Origin of the sequence: Pseudomonas sp. MM213, from assembly GCF_020423045.1 — a bacterium.
Taxonomy (GTDB): Bacteria; Pseudomonadota; Gammaproteobacteria; order Pseudomonadales; family Pseudomonadaceae; genus Aquipseudomonas; species Aquipseudomonas migulae.
Genome location: NZ_CP081943.1, coordinates 907,891 through 923,208, shown reverse-complemented (window position 1 = coordinate 923,208; position 15,318 = coordinate 907,891). Strand labels below are relative to the sequence as shown.

The following is a 15,318-nucleotide window of genomic DNA, read 5'->3' as shown; positions in this document are numbered from 1 at the left end:
GGGCTCACGGACATAAAGGTTCAAAACGAAGGGCGCCGATTATACCGGCCCGCCGCCAGACCACCAGCCACGACCGTTGATATGTATCAAGTCCCGGATGCGCGACCAGCAACTATAGTTGTGCAACGCCATGCTTTTTTTCCCTCTGGAGATCCCGATCATGCAAGCCATTCGCAGCATTCTGGTGGTCATCGAACCCGAACACTCGGAAAGCCTGGCGCTCAAACGGGCCAAGCTGATTGCCGGGGTAACCCAGGCTCATCTGCATCTGCTGGTGTGCGACCGCAAGCATGACCATAGCGGCATGCTTGGCGTGCTCAAGGCAGCGCTGCTCGCGGATGGCTACAGCGTGACCACCGAGCAGGCCTGGAACGAAAGCCTGCACGAAACCATCGTCGATGTGCAGCAGGCCGAAGGTTGCGGGTTGGTAATCAAGCAGCATTACCCCGACAGCTCATTGAAAAAAGCCCTGCTGACCCCGGCGGATTGGAAACTGCTGCGCTCCTGCCCGACGCCGGTGCTGCTGGTGAAAACCTCGAAACCCTGGGCAGGCGGTGTGATTCTGGCGGCGATCGACGTGGGCAATACCGATGACGAACATCGCCATCTGCATAACATCATCATCGATCACGGTTATGACATCGCCAGCCTGGCCAAGGCACATCTGCATGTGGTCAGCGCCCACCCTTCACCGATGTTGTCGGCGGCGGACCCTACGTTGCAGCTCAGCGAAACCATCGAGGCGCGTTACCGCGAACAGTGCATAGCGTTTCAAGCCGAGTTCGACATCGACAATGAGCACCTGCATATCGCGGAAGGTCCGGCGGATGTGTTGATTCCGTACATGGCCCACACGTTGGGCGCATCGGTGACCGTGATTGGCACGGTGGCGCGGTCCGGGATATCCGGCGCGTTGATCGGCAATACGGCGGAGGTGGTGCTGGATGCGGTGGAGAGCGATGTGCTGGTGTTGAAGCCGCAGGAGATTGAGGATCATCTGGAAGAGATGGTGTCTCATCATTGAGATTTGCGGAGCCCATCAGGGCGCCTTCGCGGGCAAGCCTCGCTCCTACAGGGTTACGTGTTCACCTGTAGGAGCGAGGCTTGCCCGCGAAGCTTTTAAAGGTTAACCACCGAACACATCCTTGAGGAACCCGGGCGCGATGTAACGCTGGTAATGCGCCTCGGAGAGCAAAAAGAACTCCCGATCAATCGCATCCCGCAGCTCCGGCAGGTTCCAGTCGCGGAACTCCGGCATCAACACCATCCCGTAGGCTTCCAGATTGTTGATCACCCGCGCGCCTCGGGCGATCAACTGATAGGCCCAGCAATATTCCGACTGATGCGGCACGAAGCGAATCTTGCGCTGCTCCAGTTGCAAACGCAGGCGCTGGGGATCGAAAACCTCCAGTTTGCTGGCCATCACCTGGGACAACAGTTGCTCCAGCCGCAGCCATACCGCGCGTTTTTCGTCTTCGTTGTAACCGTTCCAGTTGATCACTTCATGGTGGAAACGCTTGCAGCCACGGCAGACCAAGTCACCGTAAACAGTGGAGCAAAGGCCGACGCAGGGGGTCTTGATGGTCTGATTGGGCATAGGTCAACAAAGCACGGGAAAGCAGAACAGGCGGGCATGTTAGCCCTTTGTCTAACATTCATCACCCCTCAAAGTTGAGAGCCCAACTTACCTTTAAATTTTTTTTGCCGTAGAATCAGCCAGCCTTTTAAGGCGCCAATGTCCGTTAGAAGCTGTTTTCAAAGCGTCACGAGCACAGTCGTTCCTTCAGAGCGGTGTTGGCGAAGGGTTTTTCCAGCGGGGAAAAGCCCAACGCCAACCCTCATCAGCTCCCCGTTCTGCAGGCGTAAAACTTTGAAAGCAGCTTCTGTAAGGAATTGTCGGTAATTCTGGCTAAGTGGCCCACAACGCCACGCAGCGCATGAGTACGGCAATTTCGGGATGAGCGTCCCGGACACCCATTTGGGACCACTGATGAGGGTAATAACTGTGCTTGAAGCCTACCGCAAACATATCGAAGAGCGTGCAGCACTGGGTATCGTTCCCCAGCCGCTTAACGCCGAACAAACTGCAGGCCTGGTTGAGCTGCTGAAGAATCCCCCGGCTGGCGAAGAAGCTTTCCTCGTTGACCTGATCACCAATCGCATTCCGCCTGGCGTGGACGAAGCGGCCTATGTAAAGGCAGGTTTCCTGTCTGCCCTGGCCAAAGGCGAAGCCACTTCCCCTCTGATCGACAAGAAACGCGCTGTAGAACTGCTCGGCACCATGCAGGGCGGCTACAACATCGTGACCCTGGTTGACCTGCTCGACAACGCCGAACTGGCTGCTGTCGCTGCCGCTCAGCTCAAGCACACCCTGCTGATGTTCGATGCGTTCCACGACGTCGCGGAAAAAGCCCGCAACGGCAACGAACACGCCAAAGGCGTGATCCAGTCCTGGGCTGACGGCGAGTGGTTCCGCAACCGCCCTGTCCTGGCCGACAAGATCAGCCTGCGCGTGTTCAAGGTCACCGGCGAAACCAACACCGACGACCTGTCCCCTGCTCCGGACGCCTGGTCCCGCCCGGACATCCCGCTGCACGCCCTCGCCATGCTGAAAATGGCCCGCGAAGGCATCGTGCCTGACGTCCAGGGTGTCACCGGCCCGATGAAGCAGATCGAAGAAATGCGCGGTCAAGGCTTCCCTATCGCCTACGTCGGTGACGTGGTCGGTACCGGTTCTTCGCGTAAATCCGCCACCAACTCGGTGCTGTGGTTCTTCGGCGACGACGTTCCTTACGTGCCGAACAAGCGTGCCGGCGGTTTCTGCTTCGGCAGCAAAATCGCTCCGATCTTCTACAACACCATGGAAGATGCCGGCGCACTGCCGATCGAATTCGACGTTACCAACATGAACATGGGCGACGTGATCGACCTGTACCCGCATGCTGGCAAAGTCTGCAAACACGGCACCGACGAAGTCCTGACCACCTTCGAAATGAAGACCCCGGTCCTGTTGGACGAAGTTCGTGCCGGCGGCCGTATTCCGCTGATCATCGGTCGCGGTCTGACCGACAAGGCTCGTGCTGAACTGGGCCTGGGCCCTACCGACCTGTTCAAACTGCCTGAAGCACCTGTCGACACTGGCAAGGGCTACACCCTGGCACAGAAAATGGTCGGCAAGGCGTGCGGTCTGCCAGAAGGCAAAGGCGTTCGTCCTGGCACCTACTGCGAACCGAAAATGACCACCGTCGGCTCTCAGGACACCACCGGTCCGATGACCCGTGACGAACTGAAAGACCTGGCGTGCCTGGGCTTCTCGACCGATCTGGTAATGCAGTCCTTCTGCCACACCGCGGCCTATCCAAAGCCGATCGACGTGACCACCCACCACACCCTGCCAGACTTCATCATGACCCGCGGCGGCGTTTCCCTGCGTCCGGGCGACGGCATCATCCACAGCTGGCTGAACCGCATGCTGCTGCCGGACACCGTCGGTACCGGTGGTGACTCGCACACCCGTTTCCCGATGGGCATTTCGTTCCCGGCCGGTTCCGGTCTGGTAGCGTTCGCCGCCGCCACTGGCGTTATGCCGCTGGACATGCCGGAATCGATCCTGGTGCGCTTCAAAGGCAAAATGCAACCGGGCGTCACCCTGCGTGACCTGGTTCACGCCATTCCTTACTTCGCGATTCAGGCTGGCCTGCTGACCGTCGAGAAGAAAGGCAAGAAGAACGCCTTCTCCGGCCGCATCCTGGAAATCGAAGGCCTGGACAACCTGAGCATCGAACAGGCTTTCGAGCTGTCCGACGCCTCGGCTGAACGTTCGGCTGCCGGTTGCACCATCAAGCTGTCGAAAGAGTCGATCACCGAGTACCTGAACTCCAACATCACCCTGCTGCGCTGGATGATCGGCGAAGGCTACGGCGATGCACGTACCCTGGAACGTCGCGCTCAAGCGATGGAAGCCTGGGTTGCCAACCCAGAGTTGATGGTTGCCGATGCTGACGCCGAATACGCTGAAGTCATCGAAATCGACCTGGCCGACATCAAAGAGCCTGTGCTCTGCGCGCCGAACGATCCGGACGACGCCCGTCTGCTGTCCAGCGTTGCTGGCGAGAAGATCGACGAAGTGTTCATCGGTTCGTGCATGACCAACATCGGTCACTTCCGCGCTGCCGGTAAACTGCTGGATCAGGTCAAGGGTCAGCTGCCAACCCGTCTGTGGCTGTCGCCGCCGACCAAGATGGACGCTCACCAACTGACCGAAGAAGGCTACTACGGCATCTACGGCAAGGCTGGCGCACGCATGGAAATGCCAGGCTGCTCGCTGTGCATGGGTAACCAGGCACGTGTAGAGCCGAACTCGACTGTTGTGTCGACTTCGACCCGTAACTTCCCGAACCGTCTGGGTGACGGCGCGAACGTCTACCTGGCTTCGGCCGAGCTGGCGTCCGTTGCGTCCATCCTGGGTCGCCTGCCGACCGTCGAGGAGTACATGGAATACGCTGGCAAGATCGACAGCATGGCGGCTGATGTTTACCGCTACCTGTCCTTCGACCAGATCGCCGAGTTCCGTGAAGTTGCTGCGAACGCCAATATCCCGGTCGTTCAAGCCTAACGTTACAACGCTGTAAAAAACGCCGCCCATCGTGAGATGAGCGGCGTTTTTTTATGCCTGAAAAGCTGACACTTCCCTTTGTAGGAGTGAGCCTGCTCGCGATAGCGGTGGGTCAGCCAACACAGGTATTAACTGATCCACCGCTATCGCGAGCAGGCTCACTCCCACAGGGGTTATGTGGTTGGCTTAAGGGCTTGCTGGACGGCAACATCGACACTCAAGCCGCTGAGAATCACCTGCTCCAGTTCTTGCGCCGGCAACTTCGACAGCGCTGCTTTTGCCTGATGCTTGAGCCGCGCCAGGATCAGCAGTTTGTCCTCGGCGCGCACCTGCAAAAAGAACGCTTCCAGCGCTTCGATGCTGGTGCCGTCCAGATCGGGCGACTCTTCGAGACTGAGGATAACCGTATGCACCGGCGGCTCCGCGTGCCGCGCCAGACGCAACGCACCACCGAGAATGCGCTCCACATTGGCGAAAAACAGCGCCTCGCTGGGCCGCACGATCAGCACACCGGGGATTTCCTTCGCGTCGGGATGTCGTTGCAGGTCAATAAAATCGTGACCTCCGGCCATTTGCCCCAACACCTGGATGTCCGCCGACGACATCTGCTTGAGCATCAGCACCACGCTGATTGCCACTGCCAGCAGCAAGCCGTCCAGCACGCCCAGCACCAGCACCGCCGCCACCGCGCAAATCACCAGCAGGCGGTCGCGACGCCAGATGAAATACCGGCCCAACGGTTGAAGGCTCAAGCCACGGGCCAAGGCATGAATGACGATGGCGGCCAGCACCGGCTCGGGAGTCAGGGCGATCCACGGCAACACCGTCAGGACGATGAGCAGCACCACCCCCGCCGCCACAGTCCCGGCCAGACGCGAACCGGCCCCCGCCGCTTCATTGGCCGATGTCGCAGAATAACCAGCGCCTGCGGGCATGCCATGAAACAGTCCCGATAAAAGATTGGCCGCACCGAGGGCCAGCAGATCGCGGTTGGAAGACACCCGGTCGCCGTGTTTGAGCGCAAACGAGCTGATCGAGCCGTAAGACTCGGCATACAGGATCATCACCATGGCGAACGCCAGTTCCCCCAGGCGCAACCAGTCAGTGAACGGCAACACCGGGAGCTGCGGCACTTCGAGACTCAGATCGATGACGCCGATCAACTTGACCCCGTAGGCTGGCAGGTTCAGCCATTGGCCCGCCGCGATGCCGAGCGTCACCACCAGCAAACCGCCAGGCAAACGCCTGACCCGTGCGCACAGCCACAACACCAGCAACGCCACCGCCCCGACCAATGCCCCGACTTTATTCCACTGCGGCCACTGCTCCAGCAGTTGCGGCAGGAAACGGATCAGGTTGCCGGTGCTCAAGTGGACGTCGACGATGCTCGCCACTTGTTTGAGGATGATGGTCACGGCCAGCCCCACCGCAAAGCCGCGCAGCACTGGTTTGGCGATGAATGAGGTGACGCTGCCGAGCTTGAATAACCCGGCCAACAGGAAGAAACCTCCGGTCATCAGCACCAGACCGATCGCCAGACTCATGCGCAAGGCCGGATCGCCATTGGCCAGCGTGGCGGTGGCGGCAGCCAGAACGGCCGCTGACGACGAGGTCGCGGACACGATGGCAAACCGGCTGGTGCCGAACAGTCCGTAACACAGCAGCCCGGCAAACAAGGCAATCACCCCGGCCTGTGGCGGCAACGCGGCAATGCTGGAATAGGCGACCGCCTCGGGCAGCAACAACCCGGCAATCGACAGGCCAGCCAGTACGTCCAGCCAACGGTCAGGTGTATCGGCACGGGGTTGCGCCGATGCGCCGGGGGTACGAGCCATGTAGCGTCTCCAGAGACGGCGCTTTACGGCGCGCCGATGCAGCCGCAGCTTAGCTGTTTATCCTTGGGGACAGGTGTTCTGGATCAGGTGCCATGTCATAAAAACGCTGGCCTTGGGCATATCCGTTTTTTTGGTAACGGCGGCTGGCGGTTTCGCCCTTACGGCGAGTCACTTGGAAAAGCCCCAAGTAACCAAGGGCTCTTGCCCCTTTCGTTCGGTGCCTCGCCTAGGCTCGGCATGCCCTCGCTCCGGTCCTGCTCCGTGGGCCCGCCGCCATCGGCCATCCATGGCCGGGGGCGGCTAACCCGGCATCCATGCCGGGTTGCCCACTGCGCAGAACCTCCACTCGGCCTCTCGAGGGGGCGACTACCGCCACAGCCGCCGAGGCGGCCTGAAAGCCGACCTGGCTCATTTGCGTACGCGTTGTCCTTCTCTGATGCGCTCACTCATTCCGGACATGTACACCGATCCCCTGTAGGAGCCGGCTTGCTGGCGATGGCGGTGGGTCAGTCGACGCATTTATTGATTGGATGGACGCTATCGCCAGCAAGCCGGCTCCTACACGGGGATTGGGTTCACACGACTCAAAATTGTAGGAGCCAGCTTGCTGGCGATGGGCGTCAACGATAACGAGGGCTGTCTGAATGAACGCGTTGTCCAGACGATTTTCGCCGGCAAGCCGGCTCCTACAGGGAGTCGCGTTTGCTTTTGATCTTCACCACTCATCAGGCCGAGCGTTAGCTCGCCTTCCGCTATTGATCTGAGCGCCCCCTCGAGAGGCCGAGTGGAGGTTCTGCGCAGTGGGCAACCCGGCATGGATGCCGGGTTAGCCGCCCCCGGCCAGGGATGGCCGATGGCGGCGGGCCCACGGAGCAGGACCGGAGCGAGGGCATGGCGAGCCACAGCGAGCCACCGAACGAAAGGGGCAAGAGCCCTTGGTTACTTGGGGCTCTTCCAAGTGACTCGCCGTAAGGGCGAAACCAATAGCCGCCGTTACCGCAGCAACGGATATGCCCCCCCTAAAAAAACCAGCGCACAAAAAAAAACGGCCAACCCGCAAAGCGGATCAGCCGTCATCTCAACCAATCAAGCAAACAACAGCAATCAAGCACTCAGCGAATAAATCAACGCCGAAATAGCCACCAAACCAACCGCCGTCACAAACACATTCGACGCTTGACCACGGAAACGTGCCATCGCCGGCACCTTGCGGATCGCATACATCGGCATCAGGAACAGAATCGCCGCAATGATCGGGCCACCGAGGGTCTCGATCATCCCCAGAATGCTCGGATTCAGCGTCGCCACAATCCAGCACACCACCAGCATGAACGCCGCGGTCATACGGTCCAGCGTCTTCGGTGCCGGACGCTTGCCGCTCTTCACGATCAGACCTTTCAGACCTTCACTGGCACCGATGTAATGCCCGAGGAACGACTTGGAAATCGCCACAAACGCAATCAACGGCGCCGCAAACGCGATGGTCGGGTTGCTGAAGTGGTTGGCCAGGTACGACAGGATCGACAGGTTCTGCGCCTTCGCTTCCGCCAGTTGCGCCGGCGACAGGGTCAGCACGCAGCTGAACACGAAGAACAGCACCATCACCACCATCAACACATGGGCGCGGGACAGAATCTGCGAGCTGCGCTCTTCCGCATGCTCGCCGTAGCGACGCTTCTGGTCCACCGCGAACGCCGAGATGATCGGCGAGTGGTTGAACGAGAACACCATCACCGGAATCGCCAGCCACAAGGTGTGCAGCAGCGCCGACGGTTCAGGCAGCGTCGATGCCGTGGTGAGGATGCCGCCGTTCCAGTGCGGAATCAGGAACACCGCCAGAAACAGCAACGCCACGATGAACGGATACACCATCAGGCTCATCGCCTTGACGATCACCTGCTCGCCGCAACGCACCACCGCCAGCAGGCCGAGGATCAGAACAAACGACAGCACGGCGCGCGGTGGCGGCATGATGTGCAGTTGATGCTCAAGGAAGCTGCCCACGGTGTTGGTCAGGGCCACGCTGTAGATCAGCAGGATCGGGAAGATCGCGAAGAAGTACAGCAAGGTGATCAGCGCACCGGCCTTGATGCCGAAATGCTCTTCCACCACTTCTGTGATGTCCGCGCCTTCGCGACCGGACAACACGAAGCGGGTCAGGCCACGGTGCGCGTAAAACGTCATGGGGAACGCCAGCAGCGCCAGGACCAGCAACGGCCAGAAACCGCCCAGACCCGCATTGATCGGCAAAAACAGGGTACCGGCCCCGATGGCCGTGCCAAACAGGCCAAGCATCCAGGTGGTGTCATGACGATTCCAGCCCTCAAGGCTGACAGGGTTCGCCGCTACATAGCGTTCGTTAACGCTATTGGCCTGATCATTCATCCGGTGGGATCTCCACATTCCGGTCAGTTGCTACCCGGTCAGGACGAGTCGGAAAAATCCGACAGGCAGCGCCCTGGCCGAAACAGGGGCGCGATTCTCCGGGATTAATGAACAGAAGCAAAGACTTAGCTGAGGAATGGTTGTGCGGATCAGCAAATCTGGAGCGAACACAACCCTGTAGGAGCTGGCTTGCCAGCGATGGCGATCGGAAGAACACCGCAATATCCAAAATCTTTCGCCGGCAAGCCGGCTCCTACAATGTCGGGTGAACCTCAATCACGCACAAACGCTTCATCGCCAAAGCCAGCTTCGACTTGATAAAGGTTTGCCATCATGTATTTTAAGTAAACCCGCATCCCTTCCGGAGACCTTCCATGCCACTGGTTCGCATCGACATCAAAAAGCATCAGGACCCCACCCACGCCAAACGCATCGGGCAGTTGATCTACGCCGCCATGCACAGCGCCATCGGCGTGCCGGAAAACGATAACTTCCAGATCCTCGCCGAACACGACGAGCAGCACTTCATCTTTGACCCGCAATACCTGGGGATCAACCGCAGCGACAAACTGGTGGTGATTCAGATCACCCTGAGCGAAGGCCGCACCGTCGAGCAGAAGAAACTGCTCTATAAAACCATCGCCGAGAGCCTTAACGCTGAACTGGCGGTGCGCCTCGAGGACGTTTTCATTAATCTGGTCGAAGTGAAAAAAGAGAACTGGTCGTTCGGCAACGGAATTGCCCAGTACGCCCTCTGATCGCCATCCTTTATCTATGTGAGCCGCCAATGCCCCGTGTTTCCCGCAAACAAGCCGAACTCAACCGCGAGATTATTGTCGAGGCGGCCACGCGGCTGTTTCGCGAACGGGGCGTGCATGGCATCAGCGTCATCGACGTCATGGCGGCAGCAGGCCTGACCCATGGCGGTTTCTATGGGCATTTCGAGTCCAAGGAAGCCTTGGCCCAGGAGGCCAGTAGCCGCGCATTCCAGCAATCGGCTGACCGCTGGAAAGACTGGATCGCCGCCAATGAAGACAAGAACGCCGCCCGTCAGGCCTTGATCAAACCCTACCTGTCGGCAGCCAGCCGCGATAATCCGGGCGACAGCTGCCCGGTGACGGCGTTTGCCGGTGACATGTGCCACGAAACCGCCGAAAGCGGCCTGCGCCAAACGTTCATGGACGGTCTCGACTCATTGCTCGGCACGTTCGCCCCCCTGATGGATACCGGCGATGACGCCCGCGATCGACAGCAGGCGCTGGTGCAGTTCTCGTTGATGGTCGGCGCCCTGACGCTGGCCCGCGCCACCCGTGGCGAACCGTTGTCCGATGAGATTCTGGACGCGGCGCGCAGCTTTTTGACAGCGCCATAACCTCTCCCTCCTGTTCCGCTATGATCATCTGGTAGCGCTGCGACCTTGATCGTTGCCAATGCACTTTGAAGCCAGCAATCTCTAGGGATTTTCAAGTCACAGGAGCCCAGCATGCCCGCAACCGTTCTGGTACTGGTTGAAACAATCAATGATTACTTGCCGATTCTGGAGCATCAGGGGTTTCACCTGATTCTGGCACCGACCCCCGCCGAACGCGCCGAGGCCATTGCCACCCACGGCGCCCGGATCGATGCGGTCCTGACCCGTGGCCCGTTAGGTTTGTACGCTGACGAAATAGCCGCGCTGCCGGCGCTGAAGATCATTTGCGTGATCGGTGCCGGCTACGAACACGTCGACCTGCAAGCCGCCGCCGACCGGGGCCTGACCGTCACCAACGGCGCCGGCGTCAACGCGTCTTCGGTCGCCGACCACGCGATGGCGATGCTACTCTCGCTGGTGCGTGATATCCCGCGCTGCGACGCCGCCGTAAGACGGGGCGAGTGGCCGAAGATCATGCGCCCTTCCCTCGCCGGCAAACGCCTGGGCATCCTCGGCCTCGGCGCGGTCGGCATGGCCATCTCCAGGCGCGCGGCCAACGGTTTCGACATGACGGTCAGCTACCACAACCGCCAACATCGCAGCGATGTGCCATACAGCTTCTGTTCGACGCCGACCGAACTGGCCCGCGTCTCGGATTTCCTGGTGGTGGCCACGCCCGGCGGAATCGGCACCCGAAACCTGATCAATCGCCCGGTGCTGGACGCGCTGGGTCCCAACGGTTTTCTCGTCAACATCGCTCGGGCCAGTGTCGTGGTAACCGCCGATCTGATCGGCGCACTGGAACAGCGACGTATCGCCGGCGCGGCACTGGATGTCTTCGATCACGAACCTCAGGTGCCGGAGGCCTTGAAAGCCTTGAGCAACGTCATCCTCACGCCGCACGTCGCGGGACTGTCTCCGGAAGCGACCCAGGGCACGGTCGAACTGGTCGGGCGCAACCTGATGGCGTTCTTTTCCGGTGAACCGGTGCTCACCCCCGTCGCCCTGCCGGCCAATGCGAATCAGGCAGCGCTGTGACAACATTCAAACAGGTGTATCAAAAGCAATGATTGCCCGGCAACACGCTCACCTATAAGGGCTGATCGTGGTTGTCGGTGCCGGGTGTGCACATTAGATTAGCCAATAGTCTCAGGCCTCCAGAATAAGCAGAAGGGATAAGCATGGCGCTTACTGACCAGTCCACCCGTATCCGCTCCGGCGAAGAACTCGATGCCAGCCTGATCGATCCGTACCTCAAGGCGCACATTCCGGGCCTCAGCGGTTTGCCGCAAATCAGCCAGTTTCCCGGCGGTGCGTCGAACCTCACCTACCTGCTGGAATACCCCGAGCAGGAATTTGTCCTGCGCCGGCCACCGTTTGGCCACAAGGCCAAATCCGCCCATGACATGGGTCGCGAATTCCGCATCCTCAATCAACTGCGCGACGGTTTTCCGTACTGCCCCAAAGCCTACGTGCACTGCACCGACGAATCGGTGATCGGTGCCGAGTTCTATGTGATGGAACGGGTCAACGGGATCATCCTGCGCTCCGAACTGCCGCCGGAACTGGGCCTGGATTCGGCGAAAACCGAAGCCCTGTGCAAAAGCTTCATCGACAAGTTCGTTGAACTGCACCAGGTCGACTACAAGGCCTATGGCCTCGGTGATCTGGGCAAACCCGAAGGTTACGTCGCGCGGCAGATCAAAGGCTGGAGCGACCGCTACGAAAAAGCCCTGACCCCGGACGCCCCGCAATGGGACGTGGTCAAAGCCTGGCTCAACGACAAAATGCCGGCCGATCACCCGATCTCAAGCATCGTGCACAACGACTACCGCTTCGATAACGTGATCCTCGACCCGAACAACCCGATGCAGATCATCGGCGTACTCGATTGGGAACTCACCACCCTCGGCGATCCGCTGATGGACCTGGGCAACACCCTCGCCTACTGGATCGAAGCCGGCGACCCGGCCCCGGTGCAAATGATGCGCCGCCAACCGAGCCACGCACCGGGCATGCTGACCCGTCGCGAATTCGTCGATTACTACGCCCAGCGTTCGGGCATCCAGATCGACAACTTCGACTTCTACTACACCTACGGCCTGTTTCGCCTGGCCGGCATCGTGCAGCAGATCTACTACCGCTTCTTCCATGGTCAGACCCAGGACAAACGCTTCGCGCAGTTCATTCACATGAACAAACTGCTGGAGCAGATGAGTTTGCAGGTCATCCAGAAATCCAGCCTCTGATACAACACACCACTTGTAGGAGCCAGCGATGCGGCGACCCGACTTGCCGGCGAATTGGACACTGCGGTGTATCTGTAATACCGCGTAATCGCTCTTCGCCGGCAAGTCGGGTCGCCGCATCGCTGGCTCCCACGGTACAAATGTCAGGCCTATAACAAGGAACTCCAATGTCCAAGACTCAATTGTTCGACCTCGACGGCAAGATCGCTTTCGTCTCCGGCGCCAGCCGCGGTATCGGTGAAGCCATCGCCAAACTCCTGGCCCAGCAAGGCGCCCACGTCATCGTCTCGAGTCGTAAACTCGAGGGCTGCCAGCACGTCGCCGACGCCATCATCGCTGCCGGCGGCAAAGCCACTGCCGTCGCGTGCCACATTGGTGAAATGGAACAGATCAGCCAGGTCTTCGCCGGCATCCGCGAACAGTTCGGCCGCCTGGACATCCTGGTCAACAACGCCGCGACCAACCCACAGTTCTGCAACGTGCTGGACACCGACCTCAGCGCCTTCCAGAAAACCGTCGATGTCAACATCCGCGGCTACTTCTTCATGTCCGTGGAAGCGGGCAAGCTGATGCGCGACAACGGTGGTGGCAGCATCATCAACGTGGCATCGATCAACGGCATCTCGCCGGGGATTTTCCAGGGCATCTACTCGGTGACCAAGGCTGCGGTTATCAACATGACCAAGGTGTTTGCCAAGGAATGTGCGCAGTTCGGGATTCGCTGCAACGCCCTGCTGCCGGGCCTGACCGATACCAAGTTTGCCTCGGCGCTGGTGAAGAATGATGCGATTTTGAAAACCGCACTGGCGCAGATTCCGCTGAAACGCGTGGCGGATCCGAGCGAGATGGCGGGGGCGGTGTTGTATCTGGCGAGTGATGCTTCCAGTTATACGACGGGGGTTTCGTTGAATGTGGACGGAGGTTTTCTTTCCTGAGGAAGTCCGTCAATTGTAGGAGCCCGGCTTGCCGGCGATGGCAATCTCGAGAACGCCATCGCGGTAAGCCTTGCATACCCAAATGTAAAATTACGTCTTTTCAGCCGGGATAATTTTCACCCACAACTCAGGTACAGGGAGCTATTGAGTCACGCACCGAGTCAAAGTGGTCTCCCTTGTCACCTGCCCTTCAGCCCTTGCGTCACCCAACACATCGGTTTTTTCAGACGTGTCACACGTGCGTTGAGGTATCGGAGGTGGGGCGGCAGGAGGTGGCGGCGGTGGACTGGCGCAACCGCTGAGTATCGTTATGCAGAAGGCAAGCGACAAAGGCGCAAACGTGCATTTCCCAAGAATGTTCATAGGTAGGCCCGCGGCAACTGATTGTCAGATATCTGTGAAACAAATGGATTTCCGCCTATTCACGGTCCGGTCACAGAGTTTTACCCACTTATTGCTTATAGCCCACTCGACCGCTTCTGCCACCCTGCATCGATGTTTCTTGCCCAATCCGCCAGTGCAAATGCCTACGACCATTAGAGAGGTCACGCCATGCAGTAATCCTGGAATGCCGACTCAATCGTTGTTCCAGTCTCTGCGTGTATTAACCCCCTTGATACTGATGCGCAGCCCTACTCTTCAGAAGAAGCTATTCCTACTTTGTACCCGGAGGGTACGAAGGTGATTCCGGTCCACGATGGAACATCAGGGGAAAAAATTCTTGCCGTTACGAACGCAGGCGTTGCGAACACAACACGCCAGGTAACACCTTCTTTTACCATCACCTGAGGTTCCGTCGGCGTCACAACCGGTGGAAGCCATGAATCCAACGTTTTCATCTCCACCTGTTTGCCAAGCAAACTATCCCCTACCGGCATCAACGTAATTTTAAAACTACTGCCAGCCTTTACACCGGGTATAAGCCCTGCGTGCGGTACTAGTCCGCTCCAAGACGATGACTCCACGTAAATTGAAGAAACCGAATACCAAGGGTGAGAAGGCGGCGTGACAATACATGGAAACGTCAAAACCTCAGTAAAGTCCATCGCGAACAATATCAACGTGGCTTTTCCGATAATGGATTGTGGAGTGATTGTAAACTCCGCGATGCCGCCGCTCACTGTCACCCAACCCATCGGGGCTATATGGATATTGGCCAGTTCGACGTCGACCACCTCCAGCCTGATTTGTTTACCGTCCAACAAGTTCGAAACGATCTTCAAAACATGTGAATCAGGCGCCTTCAGCGCAATCGGCGAGCCCGGCAGATGCTCGACGTCATCTACATATATCTTTGAGCCCTCCCACGACTCAGGCTCTGAAAAACTTCGGCTCGTTTCGATTTCCATTATGAAACCCCTCTGATAACGCCGTGTTAAAAAGACACGGCCCACTATCAGAAAGATCGGGCAAGAGAGCTACTGTCAAACATGACAGTTCAACTAGAACAAAATGCTATAGCACCCCTTCACTTTTGATAATCCCCTACAGGATCGCATTCGGTCGACCCAGACTATTGCTTTCAAGCTCATAACGCAGTTCTTCGACCAGCGCCTGCACAGCGTCCGGCGTTCCGAGCGTTGTCAAGCTCAACCCGCTGACCACCAGATCTACCTGCCCCGACACCGGGTGATAGAGTTTCACCGTCAGCGAATGATCCCCCGTAAGCGTGCACTCACAGGCCAGCGGCGAAAAACTGCGTTCCAGTTGCAAGCGTAATTGCGCCAGGGAAATCATTGCGATTCACCTTGGCGACGGCGCATAAACCCGTGCGCTCTGAACGTGACCATGTGACGGTTCCTTTTCCTGTATCGAGGGGGACGCGAAGACTCGTATCTCACCCTTACAGCCTAAAAACCGCCGAGCCCGATCAGAACATCCATTTGCA

12 protein-coding genes are annotated in these 15,318 nt (G+C 58.8%); 7 read left to right on the top strand and 5 right to left on the bottom strand.

All coding sequences use genetic code 11. The features are described 5' to 3' along the window. Positions 1 to 160 precede the first annotated feature (160 nt). On the top strand, positions 161 to 1,024 hold the full coding sequence (locus K5R88_RS04280; RefSeq protein ID WP_192227391.1) for a universal stress protein: 864 nt from the start codon (positions 161 to 163) through the stop codon (positions 1,022 to 1,024). A 102-nt stretch (positions 1,025 to 1,126) separates the two neighbouring features. Here K5R88_RS04280 and K5R88_RS04275 read toward each other — a convergent pair whose 3' ends face one another. Further along, complete coding sequence (locus tag K5R88_RS04275; RefSeq protein WP_226299272.1) at positions 1,127 to 1,597, bottom strand: DUF1289 domain-containing protein; 471 nt, start codon at positions 1,595 to 1,597, stop codon at positions 1,127 to 1,129. Between the two features lie 408 nt (positions 1,598 to 2,005). Here K5R88_RS04275 and acnB point away from each other — a divergent pair, with 408 nt between their 5' ends. After that, positions 2,006 to 4,615 (top strand): bifunctional aconitate hydratase 2/2-methylisocitrate dehydratase, encoded by a 2,610-nt coding sequence (gene acnB / locus K5R88_RS04270; RefSeq protein ID WP_032832425.1) that lies wholly within the window; start codon positions 2,006 to 2,008, stop codon positions 4,613 to 4,615. A gap of 173 nt (positions 4,616 to 4,788) precedes the next feature. Here the strand turns inward: acnB and K5R88_RS04265 are convergent, their stop codons facing one another. Continuing rightward, a complete protein-coding gene (locus tag K5R88_RS04265; RefSeq protein ID WP_226299271.1) occupies positions 4,789 to 6,450 on the bottom strand; it encodes a SulP family inorganic anion transporter in 1,662 nt (553 codons plus the stop codon). A 1,104-nt stretch (positions 6,451 to 7,554) separates the two neighbouring features. Beyond that, positions 7,555 to 8,835 (bottom strand): serine/threonine transporter, encoded by a 1,281-nt coding sequence (locus tag K5R88_RS04260; protein WP_226299270.1) that lies wholly within the window; start codon positions 8,833 to 8,835, stop codon positions 7,555 to 7,557. Between the two features lie 374 nt (positions 8,836 to 9,209). On the opposite strand from K5R88_RS04260, the gene K5R88_RS04255 reads away from it, so the two are divergent. From K5R88_RS04255 to K5R88_RS04235, 5 genes are all read left to right on the top strand, one after another. Next, the gene (locus K5R88_RS04255) at positions 9,210 to 9,593 is read left to right on the top strand and encodes a tautomerase family protein (protein WP_008024819.1); all 384 of its coding nucleotides are present in this window, start codon (positions 9,210 to 9,212) and stop codon (positions 9,591 to 9,593) included. A gap of 29 nt (positions 9,594 to 9,622) precedes the next feature. After that, positions 9,623 to 10,207 (top strand): TetR/AcrR family transcriptional regulator, encoded by a 585-nt coding sequence (locus K5R88_RS04250; RefSeq protein WP_223452656.1) that lies wholly within the window; start codon positions 9,623 to 9,625, stop codon positions 10,205 to 10,207. 111 nt (positions 10,208 to 10,318) lie between these two features. Further along, entirely contained in the window at positions 10,319 to 11,284 is a 966-nt protein-coding gene (locus K5R88_RS04245) for a 2-hydroxyacid dehydrogenase (RefSeq protein ID WP_192227462.1), read from the top strand. 143 nt (positions 11,285 to 11,427) lie between these two features. Continuing rightward, positions 11,428 to 12,495: a phosphotransferase family protein gene (locus K5R88_RS04240; protein ID WP_226299269.1), complete on the top strand. Its 1,068-nt coding sequence runs from the start codon at positions 11,428 to 11,430 to the stop codon at positions 12,493 to 12,495. Positions 12,496 to 12,662: 167 nt separating this feature from the next. Further along, positions 12,663 to 13,430 carry an SDR family oxidoreductase gene (locus K5R88_RS04235; RefSeq protein WP_008036792.1) on the top strand — a complete coding sequence of 256 codons (768 nt, stop codon included), beginning with the start codon at positions 12,663 to 12,665 and terminating at the stop codon, positions 13,428 to 13,430. A 632-nt stretch (positions 13,431 to 14,062) separates the two neighbouring features. Here K5R88_RS04235 and K5R88_RS04230 read toward each other — a convergent pair. Continuing rightward, positions 14,063 to 14,779: a hypothetical protein gene (locus tag K5R88_RS04230; protein ID WP_226299268.1), complete on the bottom strand. Its 717-nt coding sequence runs from the start codon at positions 14,777 to 14,779 to the stop codon at positions 14,063 to 14,065. Positions 14,780 to 14,915: 136 nt separating this feature from the next. Continuing rightward, a complete protein-coding gene (locus K5R88_RS04225) occupies positions 14,916 to 15,167 on the bottom strand; it encodes a DUF1652 domain-containing protein (RefSeq protein WP_223452659.1) in 252 nt (83 codons plus the stop codon). Positions 15,168 to 15,318: the final 151 nt, after the last annotated feature.